The organism is Variovorax sp. PDC80 (genome assembly GCF_900115375.1).
Classification (GTDB): domain Bacteria; phylum Pseudomonadota; class Gammaproteobacteria; order Burkholderiales; family Burkholderiaceae_C; genus Variovorax.
Genome location: NZ_FOWG01000005.1, coordinates 268,936 through 283,408 on the forward strand (window position 1 = coordinate 268,936; position 14,473 = coordinate 283,408).

At 68.1% G+C, this 14,473-nt stretch carries 12 protein-coding genes and 1 tRNA gene; 9 read left to right on the forward strand and 4 right to left on the reverse strand.

What is annotated here, in order from left to right; translation table 11 throughout:
• Window positions 1-20 precede the first annotated feature (20 nt).
• Both BM109_RS16995 and alaS read right to left on the reverse strand, forming a co-directional pair.
• Window positions 21-1,037, reverse strand: coding sequence for a 2-dehydropantoate 2-reductase (locus tag BM109_RS16995; RefSeq protein ID WP_093344567.1), 1,017 nt, complete (start codon window positions 1,035-1,037; stop codon window positions 21-23).
• 16 nt (window positions 1,038-1,053) lie between these two features.
• Window positions 1,054-3,678 (reverse strand): alanine--tRNA ligase, encoded by a 2,625-nt coding sequence (alaS, locus tag BM109_RS17000; protein ID WP_093344570.1) that lies wholly within the window; start codon window positions 3,676-3,678, stop codon window positions 1,054-1,056.
• A gap of 298 nt (window positions 3,679-3,976) precedes the next feature.
• Here alaS and BM109_RS17005 point away from each other — a divergent pair, with 298 nt between their 5' ends.
• Both BM109_RS17005 and oxlT read left to right on the forward strand, forming a co-directional pair.
• Window positions 3,977-4,801 carry a ferritin-like domain-containing protein gene (locus BM109_RS17005; RefSeq protein ID WP_093344573.1) on the forward strand — a complete coding sequence of 275 codons (825 nt, stop codon included), beginning with the start codon at window positions 3,977-3,979 and terminating at the stop codon, window positions 4,799-4,801.
• Between the two features lie 211 nt (window positions 4,802-5,012).
• A complete protein-coding gene (oxlT, locus tag BM109_RS17010) occupies window positions 5,013-6,341 on the forward strand; it encodes an oxalate/formate MFS antiporter (RefSeq protein ID WP_093344576.1) in 1,329 nt (442 codons plus the stop codon).
• Window positions 6,342-6,404: 63 nt separating this feature from the next.
• Here oxlT and BM109_RS17015 read toward each other — a convergent pair whose 3' ends face one another.
• Both BM109_RS17015 and BM109_RS17020 read right to left on the reverse strand, forming a co-directional pair.
• On the reverse strand, window positions 6,405-6,689 hold the full coding sequence (locus tag BM109_RS17015) for a hypothetical protein (RefSeq protein WP_093344579.1): 285 nt from the start codon (window positions 6,687-6,689) through the stop codon (window positions 6,405-6,407).
• A gap of 298 nt (window positions 6,690-6,987) precedes the next feature.
• A complete protein-coding gene (locus BM109_RS17020; protein WP_256222613.1) occupies window positions 6,988-7,368 on the reverse strand; it encodes a VanZ family protein in 381 nt (126 codons plus the stop codon).
• A gap of 138 nt (window positions 7,369-7,506) precedes the next feature.
• Here BM109_RS17020 and BM109_RS17025 point away from each other — a divergent pair, with 138 nt between their 5' ends.
• The 7 genes from BM109_RS17025 to BM109_RS17055 all read left to right on the forward strand — a co-directional run bounded on the left by BM109_RS17025 (window position 7,507) and on the right by BM109_RS17055 (window position 14,470).
• A complete protein-coding gene (locus tag BM109_RS17025) occupies window positions 7,507-8,265 on the forward strand; it encodes a hypothetical protein (RefSeq protein ID WP_093344582.1) in 759 nt (252 codons plus the stop codon).
• 8 nt (window positions 8,266-8,273) lie between these two features.
• Window positions 8,274-8,906: an FMN-binding negative transcriptional regulator gene (locus BM109_RS17030; RefSeq protein ID WP_093344585.1), complete on the forward strand. Its 633-nt coding sequence runs from the start codon at window positions 8,274-8,276 to the stop codon at window positions 8,904-8,906.
• Complete coding sequence (locus BM109_RS17035) at window positions 8,906-9,379, forward strand: thermonuclease family protein (protein WP_093344588.1); 474 nt, start codon at window positions 8,906-8,908, stop codon at window positions 9,377-9,379. The genes BM109_RS17030 and BM109_RS17035 overlap by 1 nt, the downstream gene beginning before the upstream one ends.
• A gap of 375 nt (window positions 9,380-9,754) precedes the next feature.
• Window positions 9,755-10,387 carry a hypothetical protein gene (locus tag BM109_RS17040; protein ID WP_143129183.1) on the forward strand — a complete coding sequence of 211 codons (633 nt, stop codon included), beginning with the start codon at window positions 9,755-9,757 and terminating at the stop codon, window positions 10,385-10,387.
• A gap of 69 nt (window positions 10,388-10,456) precedes the next feature.
• Window positions 10,457-10,530 (forward strand) — tRNA-Gly (locus BM109_RS17045).
• Between the two features lie 139 nt (window positions 10,531-10,669).
• A complete protein-coding gene (locus BM109_RS17050) occupies window positions 10,670-11,953 on the forward strand; it encodes a PucR family transcriptional regulator (protein WP_093344594.1) in 1,284 nt (427 codons plus the stop codon).
• 165 nt (window positions 11,954-12,118) lie between these two features.
• Window positions 12,119-14,470 carry a hypothetical protein gene (locus BM109_RS17055; RefSeq protein ID WP_093344597.1) on the forward strand — a complete coding sequence of 784 codons (2,352 nt, stop codon included), beginning with the start codon at window positions 12,119-12,121 and terminating at the stop codon, window positions 14,468-14,470.
• Window positions 14,471-14,473 lie beyond the last annotated feature (3 nt).

Here is a 14,473-nt window from a genome sequence, read left to right on the forward strand (position 1 = left end):
GCGAGGGTACAGCGGCGCGGCTACAGCTTCAAAGCGTCCTGCAGTTCGGAGGCCGACCAGCGCCGCGGCGAGCGCGGCCAGGCCTCGAGCAGCTCGAGCATGCGCGCGTTGCGCGGTGCCTCCAGGCCGCAGGCCTCGGCCAGCCGCACGATCTCGCCGCTGAGCGCATCGATCTCGGTGCGCCGGCCGAGCGCGAGGTCGTCGGCCATGCTCGAGCGCGCCTTGGCATCGATGCGCAGCATGCGCGCGGCGACGATGCGGAACAGCCAGTCGGGCAGCCGCAGCAGCCCCGGCAGCCGGCGCGGCGGCACGGCCGTGACCTGGGCCGGCGCGATGCCGGCCTGGCGCAGCACGCGCAGGCCCTCGTCCATCAGCGCCGCGAAGCAGCGCCGGTAGCCGCGCTGCATCAGCTGCTCGCGCAGCGGCAGGCCCGACAGCGCATTGACCGGGTTGTTGAGGTTGATCAGCAGCTTGCCCCACTGGATCGGCTGCAGGTCGGCATGCAGGTCGAGTGGCACGCCGGCGCGCTCGAACACGGGCAGCCAGGGCCGCAGCGCCGCGTCGTCGCGCGCCGCGAGCCGGCCCGGCGTGCCGCGGTGGAAAGCACCGGGGCCGAGCTCGGCGACGTTGTAGGGCACCATCGCCGGCACCACGTTGAGCGTGGGACCGGCCTCGGACGCGACCGCCGCATTCGACACGCCGTTCTGCAGCGAGACCACCAGCGTGCCCGCGGGCAGCGCGAAGGCCAGCTCGGCCGCCGCCTCGGCGGTGGCGCCGCTCTTGACGCTGAGCAGCACCAGCGCGGGCTTGATGCCGCTGGGGACGCGGTCGATCAGGTGCAGGCCGGCGGCCGGCAATCGGTGGCTGCGGCCCTCGAGATCGGTCAGCGCCAGGCCCTGCGCGGCCAGCGCCTGCAGGACGCGCGGGCGACCGACGAAGGTGACCGGCACGCCGGCCGCCGCGAGGCTGCCGCCGACGAAGCAGCCGATGGTGCCCGCGCCCATCACGAGGACTTCGCCGGGCACCGTGTCGTTCATCGCGAGGGCGCCGGGATCAGAGGCGTTCGCTCACCCAGGCCTGCACCGACTGCAGCGCCGCGGGCAGCGCCGCGGCATCGGTGCCGCCGGCCATCGCCAGGTCGGGCTTGCCGCCGCCCTTGCCGCCCACCTGCTGGGCCACGAAGTTGACCAGCTCGCCGGCCTTGACCTTGCCCATCGCGTCGGCCGTGACGCCGGCCGCGATCTGCACCTTGGCACCGTCGACCGCGGCCAGCACGATGGCGGCGCTCTTGAGCTTGTCCTTGAGTTTGTCCATGGTGTCGCGCAGCGTCTTGGCATCGGCGCCGTCGAGCTTGGCGGCCAGCACCTTCACGCCCTTGACCTCGATGGCCTGCGCCAGCAGCTCGTCGCCCTTGGAGGAAGCGAGCTTGCCCTTGAGCGAGCCGACCTCGCGCTCGAGCGCGCGGATCTGCTCGAGCACCTGGCCGAGGCGGCCCTGCAGCTCGGCGGCCGGCGCCTTGAGCGTGGCGGCCGCGCTGTGCACGGTGGATTCGAGGTCCTGCAGGTAGGCCAGCGCATTGGCGCCGGTGATGGCTTCCACGCGGCGCACGCCGGCGGCCACGCCGCCTTCGCTCACGATCTTGAACAGGCCGATGTCGCCGGTGCGCGTCACGTGCGTGCCGCCGCAGAGTTCGCGGCTCGAGCCGATGTCGAGCACGCGCACGGTCTCGCCGTACTTCTCGCCGAACAGCATCGTCGCGCCGGTCTTCTGGGCCGATTCCATGTCCATCACGCGCGCCTGCGTGGCGGCGTTGGCGAGGATCTCGGCATTCACGCGCTGCTCGATCTCGAGGATCTGCTCGCGCGTGACCGGTGCGTTGTGCGCGAAGTCGAAGCGCGTCTTGTCGGCATCGACCAGCGAGCCCTTCTGCTGCACATGGCCGCCGAGCACCTCGCGCAGCGCCTTGTGCATCAGGTGGGTGACCGAGTGGTTGCGCATGGTGGCGGCACGGCGCGCGCCATCGACCGCGGCCTTGACGCTGTCGCCGACCTTGAGCGTGCCCTGGGTCTGCGTGCCGTGGTGGCCGTAGACGTCGGCCTTGATCTTGAGCGTGTCTTTGACACCAAATTGCACGCCTTCGGCCGAGATGAAGCCCTGGTCACCAATCTGACCGCCGCTCTCGGCGTAGAACGGAGTGGTGTCGAGCACCACGATGCCCGGTTGGCCTTCCTTGAGTTCCTGGACGGAGGAGCCTTCGAAGTACAAGGCAAGGACCTTCGCGCTTTCTTCCAGATGTTCGTAGCCAGTAAAGACATTGCCAGCACCGGTGTACTCAACCTTGCGCTCTTGTACCCAGTCCCCGCCTTCACGCGACTTCTTCCTCTGCTTCTCCATCTCTTCCCAGAAGCCCGCTTCATCCACGGACACGTTGCGCTCGCGACAGACGTCCTGAGTCAAATCCAACGGGAAGCCGAAGGTGTCATGCAAGGTGAAAGCCAACTCGCCTGAAAGCGTCGTCACACCTTGGTGCAGTTCGCCCTCCAAGATCGCCATGCCGTTGGCAATGGTTCGGAAGAATCCCTCCTCCTCGGCCTTCAATGTCTCTGCGATCTTGGCTTCGTCAACCACCAGCTTGGGGTACGCCTCGCCCATCAACTTCACGAGGTCGGGCACCAGCTTGTGGAAGAAGGGCTTCTTCTGCCCCAGCTTGTAGCCATGGCGGATCGCGCGGCGGATGATGCGCCGCTGCACGTAGCCGCGGCCTTCGTTCGACGGGATCACGCCGTCGGCCACCAGGAAGGCGGTGGCGCGGATGTGGTCGGCGATCACCTTGAGCGAGTTGTTCGCGAGGTCCTTCTCGCCGGTCTCGCGCGCGGCCGCCTTGATCAGCGCGTCGAAGATGTCGATCTCGTAGTTGCTGTGCACGTGCTGCAGGATCGCCGCCAGGCGTTCCAGGCCCATGCCGGTGTCGACGCAGGGCGCGGGCAGCTTGACGACGCTGCCGTCGGGCTGCATGTCGAACTGCATGAACACGTGGTTCCAGATCTCGATGAAGCGGTCGCCGTCTTCCTCGGGGCTGCCCGGGGGGCCGCCGGGGATGTGCGGGCCGTGGTCGTAGAAGATCTCGGAGCACGGGCCGCAGGGGCCGGTGTCGGCCATCATCCAGAAGTTGTCGGACTTGTACTTGCCGCCCTTGTTGTCGCCGATGCGGATCACGCGCTCGGGCGGGAGGCCGATCTCCTTGGTCCAGATGTCGAAGGCCTCGTCGTCCTCGTGGTAGACGGTGGCCAGCAGGCGCTCGGGCGGCAGCTTGAAGACCTGCGTGAGCAGCTCCCAGCCCCAGTGCAGCGATTCGCGCTTGAAGTAGTCGCCGAAGCTCCAGTTGCCCAGCATCTCGAAGAAGGTGTGGTGGCGCGCGGTGTAGCCCACGTTCTCGAGGTCGTTGTGCTTGCCGCCGGCGCGCAGGCAGGCCTGGACCGAGGCGGCGCGCACGTAGGGGCGCTTGTCTTCGCCGAGGAACACGTCCTTGAACTGCACCATGCCCGAGTTGGTGAACATCAGCGTCGGGTCGTTGCCCGGCACCAGCGGGCTCGAGGCCACCACCGTGTGGCCCTTGGAGGCGAAGAAATCGAGAAAGGTCTTGCGGATGTCCGCGACAGTGAATGTGGGCTGGCTCATCTTTGGATTCGTCTTCTGTCGAGGGCGGCGCGGCGATGGCGACCCTCATGTCGAACCCACTGCGGCGAACCGGCCTAACTGCTTGATTTGCTTGAACAATCGATTATAGGTTTGGCGCCCGCCGGGCGGCCCGGCCGGATGCAATCCCCCGCGGCCGGCCCCCACGCCCCCGGACGGCCCGCCCTGCACGCTCCCGGACACGGGGCTAATATGCGCCCTGACGCGAATCCGGCGACCGACGAGAACCAAAACCGGCCGGGCTCCTCCTATTCATCTGGACATGAATCAAGGAACACGCATGGCAAGCCACGAGGTGGAAGCGCACTGGACGATCGAAGACCTCGACTTCTCGCGCATCGCGCTCGACAGAGTGCGCTCCGACGAGAACCTCTTCTACCTGGTGGCCGCCGCCTCCTTCATCGAAAGCGGGTCGGACCTCTACACCCACAACCTGGTCGATTTCTTTCGTGGCGATGAGGAAGTCACCGCCTGGCTCAGCACCCAGTGGGAACAGGAAGAACTGCAGCACGGCAAGGCGCTGCGCGCCTACGTCGAGTACGTCTGGCCCGAGTTTCCCTGGGAACAGGCCTACCGCGGCTTCCTCGAGGAGTACGCCACCTACTGCAAGGTCGAGCTGCTGGCGCCCACGCGCGGCCTCGAGATGAGCGCGCGCTGCGTGGTCGAGACCGGCACCGCCACCTACTACAAGGCCATGGCGCGCAGCACCGACGAGCCCGTGCTGCACGACCTCGCGACGCGCATCGCGACCGACGAGGTCAACCACTACAAGCACTTCTACCGCTTCTTCCGCCGCTACCGCGAGCAGGAGCGGCTGGGCCGCTTCCGCGTGCTCGGCACCATCGGTCGGCGCACGCTGGAGCTCAAGAGCGAGGACGCCGACTGCGCGATCCGCCACGTGGTGCGCGCGCGCTCGCCCGAGCGCGCCGACGATGCCGCCTACGTGCGCGGCCTCGGCGCCACCATGAACCGCACCATCCGCACCCACCTGAGCCCGGGCGCCACGCTCAAGATGCTGATGCGTCCGCTCGAGCTGCCCGCGCGCGTGCAGACGGTGGTGCAGTACCCGATCCAGCAGTTCATGCAGCACGTGTTCCTGCGCTGAGGCGCGGTGCATGCGGGCCCGCGCGGCCATCCATTCACGACAGCGAATAAGGGAGAACGAGCATGCCGCCATCGGCATGAAATTGACGCACGTCAAGAGTTTTTGAGGCGAACGCTCCGACAGTGGAAACCGTTTCGGAAGCCCTCCACGCGAAGGCTCCGAGCACCTTCCATAACTACAGACTCGCCCAGAGACAAAGGACAGGTTCGTCATGACCACTCCCTCGCCCATCGCCGTCGAGAGCAGCAGCGCGCCGCGCTCCGCCTCGGCATCCACCCCCAACACCCGCAATCCCGCGACGCGCTGGATCCAGCTCTCGCTGGGCATCGTCTGCATGGCGATGATCGCCAACGTCCAGTACGGCTGGACCCTGTTCGTCGCGCCGATGGAGGCCAAGCACCACTGGGGGCTGGCCGCGATCCAGATCGCGTTCTCGGTCTTCGTCGTGGTCGAGACCTGGCTGGTGCCGATCGAAGGCTGGCTCGTCGACCGCTTCGGCCCGCGGCCGGTGATCGCCGGCGGCGCGATCCTCGCGGCCTGCGGCTGGATCATCAACGCCTACGCCGACAGCCTGCCGATGCTCTACGTCGCGGCCGTGGTGTCGGGCATCGGCGCCGGCTGCGTCTACGGCACCTGCGTGGGCAACGCGCTCAAGTGGTTCCCCGACCGCCGCGGCCTGGCCGCGGGGCTCACGGCCGCCGGCTTCGGTGCCGGCGCGGCGCTCACCGTGATCCCGATCGCCAACATGATTCAGACCTCGGGCTACGAACACACCTTCCTGTACTTCGGCATCCTGCAGGGCGCCTGCATCTTCGTGATGGCGATGTTCATGGTGAAGCCCTTCGTGCCCAAGGGCGTGGTGGCGCAGACCCGCCTGGTGATGACCAAGGTCGACTACACGCCGGCCGGCATGGTGAAGACGCCCGTCTTCTGGCTCACCTACCTGCTGTTCGTGCTGGTGGCTGCGGGCGGCCTGATGGCCACGGCCGAGATCGGCCCGATCGCCAAGGACTACCACATCGACAAGCTGCCGATGCACTTCCTCGGCCTGTCGATGCCGCTGCTGACCATGACGCTGGCCATCGACAACCTGGCCAACGGCTTCACGCGGCCGCTGTGCGGCTTCGTGTCGGACAAGATCGGCCGCGAGAACACCATGCTGATCGTCTTCATCGGCGAGGGCCTGGCCCTGCTGGGCCTGCGCCAGTACGGCCACGAGCCGGTGGCCTTCATGACCTTCGCGGCGCTGGTGTTCCTGTTCTGGGGCGAGATCTACTCGATCTTCCCGGCGCTGGTGGCCGACACCTTCGGCATCAAGAACGCCGCTGGCAACGCCGGCACCATGTACACCGCTAAGGGCACCGCCTCGCTGTTCGTGCCGCTGGGCACCGTGCTGGCCGCGGGCGGCAACTGGGACCGCGTGTTCCTGCTGGTCGCGGTGGTGTCGATCGGCTCGGGCATCGCGGCCAAGCTGGTGCTGGCGCCGCTGCGCCGGCGCACCATCGAGGCCGCGAACGCGGCGGCCGCGGCGCGCAACTGAAGACGCTCTCGCCCCCAAGAAAAACGGCCGCATCAGCGGCCGTTTTGTCGTCGACGCGCAGTATCAGCTCGCCGAGGTCGCGCCGGCACGCCGGCTGGCATCGAGCGAGTAGAGCTGCGGCTGCGGACGCTCCTCGGACACCTTGGGCGCGTCGGCGCCGACGGGCTGCTGCGGCCGGTAGAGCTCGCTCTCGAGGCGGCGCACCCGCTCGGCGTACATGCGCGCCAGCGCGCTGTGGTGCTCGGCCGCGGCCTGGTGCTCGATGCGCGCCATCTGCGCTTCCTCGAGCAGCGTGGCTGCGCGCTTCAGGTAGGCGGTCGGGCTCGAACGAAGGAAGTCGAACATCATGGATGCTCCTTTCGGATGTGATGCGATGGAGCCATCCTTCGCCGATGGGCGGCGGCGGTCTGTAGTCTCATGCGCCACGCGGGCGTAGACACGAGGAAATCGTTCACGGAATCGCGGCCGGATCCGGGCCGGATCGCCGCTGTCGCCCACGCGGCACGAAGGCAGGGAAAGTACCGACGTTGAACTTTTGTTTTCATCGGAAACTTCGCTCGAATCCTCCCTCCCCCTGAGCTACATGCTCACCTCATCCGCTTCGGCGGGTGTTTTTTTGGGGCTTTCGATCCGTGGCCCGCCCGCCTCAGACGCGCCGCCGCTGCCGGCTCGCCAGGAAGGCCGCGACGGCCGCGCCGATCAGCAGCCCGATCGCGTCCGCCAGCAGGTCCTCGAACTCCGCCGAGCGATCGGGCGTGAAGGACTGCAGCACCTCGATCAATCCGCCATAGGCCAGCAGCGCGGGCAGCACGAGGCGCAGCCGTCCGGGCCACGACCAGCAGCCGAGCCCGCCGAGCGTCGCGAAAGCCAGCAGGTGGTTGGACTTGTCCCAGCCGGTGCTCGGCATCGGCACGTTCTGGGGCAGCAGGCTCAGCACGAGCACTGCGACCATCGTGATGGCCAGCAGCCAGCGCCACTTGCGCGGGCCGGCGAGGGCCGCATGCGAAAAGATCTCCGGTCGGCTCACGCCATCTCCTGTAGCAAAGCCTTCGATTGTGCCGCCCGCGACCGATGCGGCTTGCCGCCGCGCGCGACGCACTTGCAGAATGGCGCGTGCCCGCACCCGCGCGCATTCGCCCCCAAGAAAAATACGAGGAGACAACCGATGCCGAAGCGCCTCCTGGCCCTTGCCGTTCTCGCCGCCGCGCTCGCGGGCTGCACCACGGCGCCTCCCGTTCCACCCAACGCCGGCAAGCTGCCCAAGGGCGCGAAGGTCGGCCTGCTCGTCAACATGCCGGCGCCCGCGCAGCACATGCACGTGGGCACCACCGTCTTCAACAACTTCTCGACCGGCTACCAGTTTCCGTGGAACCCCACGTCGCGCACCTACGACGTCTTCACGGCCGATCTCGAGAAGGCGGGCTTCCAGGTCGTGCGGCTCACGAGCTACGCCACCACCACCGTCAATGCGCTCGCGGTCTCGCAGAACGATGGCTGGCGCGCCAACCCGGCCCAGTCCTGGGCGATGCAGAAGCTCAAGGAGGAACAGATCGCGGCGGTCGTCGTGGTCGAGGGCAAGCGCACCCTGACGCGCATGGAGTGCAGCGGCGGCCCCTGCGCCGAGAGCTACATGGCCAATTCGGGACTCTTCACCCGCAGCATGTTCGGCTCGACGCGCTATTCCGCCGTGCCCGCGATGGAGGCCAAGGTCTTCGCCCTCGCCCCTCCGATCGAGCTCTCGGCCTACGAGCCCTTGAAGACGCTGCAGGCGGGCCGCGTGCGGCAGCTCAAGGACTTCGCGGAACCGAAGGACTTCAACCAGTTGAGCAAGGCCGAGTTCCAGCCGGTGGTGACGGCGATTGACGCGCACATCGCCGCGATCTCACGCGCGACGGTGCAGACGCTGGTCAGCGGCGCGAAGTAGCGCGGCGCATGCACGTCCAACCGCTGTTCGCCATGACCGGGCGCGAGGAGTTGCACCGGCTCATGCGCGACTACCCGCTCGCCACCGTCGTCGTCGCCCGGTCGGGCAAGATCGACGCGAACCTGCTGCCCCTGCACCTCGCGGACCGCGGCGCGCATGGCCTGCTGTCGGGCCACGTGGCGCGAAGCCATTCGCTGTGGGCGGAGGATCCGAAAGAGACCGAAGTCACCGCCGTCTTCCAAAGCCCCAACGCCTACATTTCCCCGCGCTGGTACGTCAACGGACAGCGCAGCGGCCGCAATGCGCCGAGCTGGAACTACGTGGTGGTGCAGGCGCAAGGGCGGCTGCGCTTCATCGACGACGCCGACTGGATGCGCGCCCACCTTGCCGCGCTGACCGCGGCGCAGGAGGCGGGCCGGCCGCAGCCTTGGTCGGTGGACGACGCATCGCCCGAATTCCTCAACGAGACGGCTCGGCGGCTCGTGGGTTTCGAGATCGAGATCCAGGCCTTGACCGGCAAGCGCTTTCTTTCCCAGCAGCGGACCCAGGCGGATCGGGAGAGCCTGGTGCGGAACCTTGAGGGGGAGGTGTCGTTGGGGGCGCGGGCGGTGGGTGGCCTCATCGGACGCCGGGGCGCGTGATGCTGCGCGCGCTCGTCCTGGCCGCCCTGCCCCTCTTGGCTAACGCCGAGCCCCGCACCTGCCTCGTCGTGAGCGTCAACGACGGCGATACGCTCACCGCGCGATGCGGCGGCACCGGCAGCCACGAGCGAATCAAGGTGCGCATTGCCGCCATCGACGCGCCCGAGAAAAACCAGCCGTTCGGGCAGCGTGCGAGGCAGGCCCTGAGCGAGCTTTGCCTTCGCGACATGGCGAAGGTCTACCGCCGCTCGACGGACCGGAACGGCCAGGCCGTCGCGGGCGTCGAGTGCCGAGACGAGGATGTTGCGCGGCACATGATCGCTGGTGGCTGGGCCTGGGTATACGACGGCGCCACGGAACTCGGGGATGCGCGGCTGTACAAGGCACAGGACGTGATGCGCGACTCCAGACAGGACTTTGGAGAAACCCGGCAGCGGTTGTGCCGTGGAATTGGTGCAAGCCCCAAGCTGTAGGCGCGGCAACCTCACCAAACTTACGCCCAAAGCTACGCCGCCAAGGAAGACTTCGTCCCAAGCAAACTGCTTCATGGAAGCGGGATGCGTGGCGGCGCGAACGGCACGAGGAATTCAATGAAACGGCCGGACCTGATGGCGCGGTCCGCGTTCGCCCTCCCGCGATGGCACCTAGGGTCTTCGCGCTCTCGCCGCCGATCGAACTCTCGGCCCATGAACCCTTGAAAGCGCTACAGATGGGCCGAGCCCGGTAGCTCAAGGATTTCGCGGAACCGAAGGACGCCAAGCACGCTCGTCGCGCATGCCGATGCCCGCCTCCTCGATGAATGACACGTCGTTACACTACGACGATCAATTGAATGGAGTGGAGAAGCCGTGAATCGAATCGTTGTCGCTATCGCTTTGGCCTCCGCGCTGGCTGGTTGCGCGGGCAAGCTCGACTACATCCGACCGCCCGCGCTCGGCGCGGCTGAGAACAGCAAGATCATCAACAAGCCGCGCCAAGCCGTATGGGACGCCGCCGTCCCGCAACTCGGCAAGGAGTTCTTCGTCATCAACAATCTGGACAAGTCATCCGGGCTCATCAACATCAGCTATACGGGCGACCCGGAAAAGTACATCGATTGCGGCCGTATCGTGTCCTATGTGAAAAACGCTCGGGGCGAGCGCACTTACGACTTCGCGGCGTCAAAGCAGCAGATGACGTATGAGGTGATGACATCCAACCTGTTCTTCCTGAACCGGCAGATGAATCTCGAAGGTCGAGTCAACCTGATCTTCGAAGAGGTCGGACCCGATCAGACCCGTGTCTCTGCCAATACCCGGTATGTCGTCAAGCGCGATCTGACGGTTCGAGATGTCCGCGAGAAATCGCAAAGCCGCAGCGACGTCGTGAACTTCAACACAAACACTTCTGCGAGCTTCCCACCCAGCAACGAGTTCGGAGATACGGCAACGTGCCAAGCTTCCGGTGTTCTGGAAAGGGAGATTCTTTCCAACATTCGCTGACGGCGCGCCCTGCATCGCCGTCATCTCTGGCGACGACGGTTTGACAGGCACGCTAGAATCCGCCCCCACGCGGGTGTAGTTCAATGGTAGAACGGCAGCTTCCCAAGCTTCATACGAGGGTTCGATTCCCTTCACCCGCTCCACACACCTGACCACGGGCCGCGCAACGCGGCCCGTCGTGCTTCTGGCAAGCACTCTTGCGCCCCCTCTCCTCCCCATCCGACACTGTCGGCCAGCCGCCATACGAGCGGCACGGCACGAAGAGATGGAGACAAATCCCGCATGGAGAACTCGCCCACGCCCGAGCGCATGAGCCTGCCCGCGATGGAACCGCTGTCGCCCGGGCTGCGCGGACTGGTCCGCGAACTGCGCCGCGACAGCCCGAACCTCTCGACGCACATGCTCGACACGCTGCGCGGCAGCATTCCCGAGTACGGCGCGCTGGGCCAGGCGCTCGCGCATGACGTCTACCGCGTGGGCCTGCGCAACGCGGAGCTCTGGTACGACGCGCTGCTGATCCGCGACAAGCCGCACGACGACGACCTGCAATGGATCGGCCGCTTCAGCCAGCGCCGCCATGCGCAGGCGCTCTCGCTGTCGGCGCTGCTGCAGGCTTACCGCACGGGCACGCGCGTGTACATGGACGCGCTGCTCGCGCACGTGCGGCCCCATCCCGCGCTGTGCGACGAGGTGCTGTTCCGCGTCTCGCCCTTCCTGCTGTACTACAGCGACCTGCTGAGCCGCACGGTGAGCGATGCCTACCTGGCCGAGCACACGCGCGAGATGCGCTGGAAGGCGCAGATGCAGGCCCGACTCGCGGCGGCGGTGTTCGATCCGACCTGGGTCGGCGCCTTCGACGACGCGGCGCAGGCGCTGGGCATCCAGGCCGACCAGCCGCACGTGGCGCTGGCGCTGCGGCCGATGCCGCTCGAACCGACCACGCCCGAGGCCGGCGAGCGGGTGCTCGAAGCGGTGGCCGCGGCGGTGCGCGAAGACCTGGGGCCGGTCGCGCTGGCGCTGCATCGCGGCCACTGGGTGGCCTGGCTGCCGGCGCCTCCCGGCGAAGCGGCCGATGCGCGCGAGCGCCGGCTGCTCGCGAGCATCGAGCAGGCGATGCGGCTGCGCCCGAGCATCGAGGCAGCGGGCCTGGGGCTGCCGTCGCAGGGCGCCGCGGGCTGGCGCGGCAGTGCCGAACAGGCGCTGGCGGCGATCGAGATGGGGCAGCGCCTGCGCCGCAACGACGCCAGCTTCTGCTATTCCGAATTCGCGCTCGACACGCTGATGCGCCAGTCGACCGAGGTCTCGGCGCTGTGCAACGAGATGATCGCGGCCCTCGCGGCCGAGCCGCCGCTGCTCGAGACGCTCGAGAGCTATTTCGACCACCGGCAGAACCACAAGGCGACCGCGGCCGCGCTCGGCATCCACCGCAACACGCTGCTGCACCGGCTCGCGCACATCGAGTCGCTGCTCGGCGCGCGGCTGGACGACATGGCCTGGCTCTCGCGGATGTACCTCGCGCTGCGCCAGCGCCGCCTGGGCCGCGGCGGGACCTCGGCGCTGCACTGAGGCCATCGCGCCGAGGGCACCCGCCCTTGTGCAGATGCACAGCCCGGCAGGGCACCTTGCCAATGGCGCACGCGGCAACCCGTCCGTAGAGTGCGGGAGCCCGCGGATGGCCGCGCCATGTGGCGGCCCGGGCCTTCGAGAAGACACAACAGGAGACAACGACCCATGCCGATGCCCGATCGCGCGCAGGCCCCTGCGCGCCCCGACCTGCTTCACGACAGGACCACGACCTCCCGCCGGCCACGCCGCTGGCGCCTGCTCGCCGGCACGGCGCTGCTGGCCACGATGGCGGCGCTGTCCGGCTGCGGCGGCGGCGGTGGAGGCTCCAGCTTCGGCTTCGCCGGCTTTCCGCCCCCATCGGGCCCCGGCACCGGCAACCCGCCGCCTAGCGATCCGCCGATGCTCGCGAGCATCGACAGCCAGTTGCCCGCCGACACGGCCACCACGGCGCAGCGCTGCGACTTCCTCGATCCCGCGCACTGCATGCTGCCGTTTCCCAACGACTACTACACGGTGGCCGATGCCAGCACCGACACCGGCCGCCGGCTGAACCTGCAGACGGCCTCGATGCCGCGCAGCGAGGTGGTGCGCAACAAGCCGATCGACACCACCGAATGGAACCGCAACGACGGCTTCTCGCCGGGCGCGATGATCGTGACGCGCGTGCCGGGCGTGGACCTCGCGCGCACCGGCGCGCCGGGCATCGGCGATCTCTCGGCCTCGCTCAAGGCAGACGCGCCCGTGGTGCTGATCGATGCCGACACGCTCGAGCAGAAGCTGATCTGGGTCGAGCTCGACAAGAACAACGTCAGCGCGAGCGACCGGCAGAGCCTCAACATCCGCGTGGCGAAGAACCTCGAATGGGGCCATCGCTACATCGTGGCGATGCGCAACATGAAGGATGCCGCCGGCAAGACCATCGAGGCCGGGCCCGCGTTCCGCATCTACCGCGACCGCCACGAGAGCGCGCTGGGCTTCGTGAACGATCGCCGAGCGCACATGGAGAGCATCCTCTCGACGCTGCAGCGCGCGGGCGTGGCGCGCGAGCCGCTCTACCTGGCCTGGGACTTCACGGTGGGTTCGCAGCGCAGCATCACGGGCCGCATGCTCGCGATCCGCGATGCCGGCTTCGCGGCACTCACGGACGGCACGCCCGGCTTCAAGGTGACGACGGTGCAGGACCTGACGCCCGCGCAGGACGCGCGCATCGCGCGCCACATCGAGGGCACGCTCACGGTGCCGAGCTTCGTGGCGGCCCCCACGGCCGGCACGGCCGACATCACGCCGGTGATCGCCGCGGTGGCGCCCTACCTGGGCGGCGGCGCGCTGTCGGTGCCGGCCGTCAAGGCCGCCTTCGACACGCTCGGCGACAAGCCGCTGCCGCTGGAGACCTTCCGCTACGCCTCGGCCACGCCGGGCGTGTACGACACGCCGGTGTGGGACGGCCATTCGACGCTCACCGTGCCCTTCATCTGCAACATCCCGCGCGCCGCACTCAACCCCGACGGCAGCATCAACCCCGCGCGCATCTCGCTCTACGGCCATGGCCTGTTCGGCAAGCCGACCGAGGTCAATGCCAGCAACGTGAAGGACATGAGCAACGAGCACAACTTCGTGTTCTGCGCGACCAACTGGTACGGCTTCTCGCAGACCGAGATCGTGCCCTCGGTGTTCGGCTTCTTCGACCTGTCGAACGCACGCGTGCCCTTCGACACCACGCAGCAGGGCGTGCTCAACATGCTGATGCTGGGCCGCGCGATGCAAAGCGCCAAGGGCTTCGGCAGCAATGCCGCCTTCCAGATGGGCACCACGCCGCGCAGCGTGCTCGACACCAGCGAGCTGTTCTACGACGGCAACAGCCAGGGCGGCATCCTCGGCGGCATGCTGATGAGCGTGGCGCAGGACATCCACCGCGGCGTGCTCGGCGTGCCCGGCATGAACTACTCGCTGCTGCTCGAGCGCAGCGCGGACTTCCCCGAGTTCGCGACCATGGTCTACGCCGCCTACCCCGACAGCCTCGACCAGCAGTTCATCTTCTCGCTGTGGCAGACGCTGTGGGACCGCGCCGAGGCCAGCGGCTATGCGCAGGCGATGACCGACAAGCCGCTGCCCGGCACACCGGCGCACAAGGTGCTGATGCACGTGGCCTTCGGCGACCACCAGGTCACGATGTGGTCGGCCGAGGTCGAGGCGCGCACCATCGGCGCCAAACTCTTCTGCCCGGCCACGGCCAGCGGCCGCCATCCCGACGCGCTGCCCTACTTCCAGCTCTCGTGCATGGACCTGGGCGCCGGCGGCTACGACGGCTCCGCGATGGTGGTGTGGGACAGCGGCCCGGGCCGCCTGCCGCCACCGCCGCAGGACAACCTCGCGCCCACGGCCGGCAGCGATCCGCACGAGGATCCGCGCGCCACGCCGGCCGCGCGGCAGCAGAAGTCGGAGTTCCTGCGCAGCACCGGCAAGGTGGTCGACGTCTGCGGCGGCGCGCCCTGCCGCTCGGCGGCCTACGCGCCCTGAGCT